The following is a 1,545-nucleotide window of genomic DNA, read 5'->3' as shown; positions in this document are numbered from 1 at the left end:
CACGGGCAGGGGCCAGGACTCGGACTGGGAAGAGTGAAGAGCGGCGAACGGCGAGGGCCGGAAAGATAAAGAAATATGCGCGGGGACCGCCGCACCCCCGTGTGACGGGGGGCGGGACGACGGCGGTCCCCGCGAGGGACGCGGGCCGGGTCAGGACCAGGCTTGCGCGTCCTAGGCGTCCATGGAGGTCCGGGAGCCGCTCCGGAGGTCCTTGGCGCCGTTTTGGTTGCCGGCCCGGGCGGGGAGCCGCTCCCGCCCTGCCGACAACCACTAATGTGCCGGACCCGTGTTAAGCGGGTGCTGCGCGGACGTGACGCGCTCGTACCACTTCTGCGAAGTTAAACGCGCAACCCGCGCAACCCGCGCAAATCTTCGACTCCGAGAGCCTTTGAGGGCGATTCCTCCTGGTTCCCGCCTGGTCCCTACTGGCTCCCACCTGGTCCCACCCGGTTCCCTCCCGGTTCCCTCCTGGTCCCCCTGCTTCCCTCCCGCTTACTGCTTCACCCCGCCCTTGGCGAGGAACGCGAGCAGGTCCTGCCGGCTGACCACGCCCTTGGGCCTGCCCTCGACGAGCACGATCGCCGCGTCCGCCGAGCCGAGCACGGACATCAGGTCGCCGACCGGCTCACCGGAGCCGACCTGCGACAGCGGCGCCGACATGTGCTTCTCCAGCGGGTCGTCGAGCGAGGCGCACCGGGTGAACAGAGACGATGATCCCGCCAGAGCTGCCGGCAGCTCTGGACGCTGCCTTTGGGACTGACAGCATCTTCACGGACCTCTACAGCCTTGCGAAGAAGGAGATCCATCCGGACAAGTGGCGCAGGCGGATGGACCTTGAGGCCAGAGCCACTGTCATCAAGGAGTACAGCCCTCAGGTTGTGCCGGGCCTCCTTCAGATAGCGCCGTACGCGCGGGCCCAGTTCACGACGTTCGACCCCAAGGCCAGCGCCGAGAGCATTGAGGAACTGGTGGCTGGTCGCATGAGCCGTCAGGAAATGCTCTTGGGGGACCCTGGGCCCGACTATGCCGCCATCCTGGATGAGGCTGTCTTGCGCCGGTCCTACGGCGGGCCTGAGGTCATGAGGCAGCAGTTCGAGCGACTCCTGGAGCTGACACTCACGCCCTCTACCTACATTCAAGTGCTCCCGTTTGAGCACGGGGGGCACGCCCTGGTGGGCGGTTCCCTCTCTCTGTGGACGCTCGATGATGGCGCTCGCATAGCCTATGAGGAGAGCATCACGACGGGGACACTGGTGGAGGAAAACGCTGAGGTCCTAGCCCGTAGCCGGGCCTACGATCTGCTCAGCGCATCGGCGCTGTCCCCCGTCCAGTCGGCGGACCTTATCCGGTCCGTAATGGAGGCACTACCTCATGAGCACCTTCCCTGACCTCACCGCAGCTCGGTGGGTCGCGTCGAGCTACAGCGGCAACGGAGGGGGAAACTGCCTTGAAGTGGCCCCCGACGTTGCCGCCGTGTCTGGTGTGGTCCCTGTCCGGGACAGCAAGGACCCAGAGGGCGGGGCCCTCTTCTTCTCTGTCGACCAA

Annotated in this window: 2 protein-coding genes and 1 pseudogene; 2 read left to right on the top strand and 1 reads right to left on the bottom strand. The window is 66.4% G+C overall.

Translation table 11 applies throughout. The annotated features are described in order from the left end of the window. Positions 1-492: 492 nt before the first annotated feature. Positions 493-708 (bottom strand): annotated as a pseudogene (locus I8N67_RS41450) (CBS domain-containing protein); the annotation flags it as partial. 2 nt (positions 709-710) lie between these two features. Here I8N67_RS41450 and I8N67_RS41445 point away from each other — a divergent pair. Together I8N67_RS41445 and I8N67_RS41440 are read left to right on the top strand one after the other, a co-directional pair. Continuing rightward, a complete protein-coding gene (locus I8N67_RS41445; RefSeq protein WP_200309496.1) occupies positions 711-1,388 on the top strand; it encodes a DUF5753 domain-containing protein in 678 nt (225 codons plus the stop codon). Next, positions 1,372-1,545 (top strand): DUF397 domain-containing protein (locus tag I8N67_RS41440; RefSeq protein WP_200309494.1); only part of this gene is annotated, 174 nt, incomplete at its 3' end. The genes I8N67_RS41445 and I8N67_RS41440, both read left to right, overlap by 17 nt.

Origin of the sequence: Streptomyces adelaidensis, assembly GCF_016598475.1 — a bacterium.
Taxonomy (GTDB): domain Bacteria; phylum Actinomycetota; class Actinomycetes; order Streptomycetales; family Streptomycetaceae; genus Streptomyces; species Streptomyces adelaidensis.
Note: the sequence above shows the minus strand (reverse complement) of the source record. Positions and strands in the feature narration are given on the sequence as shown.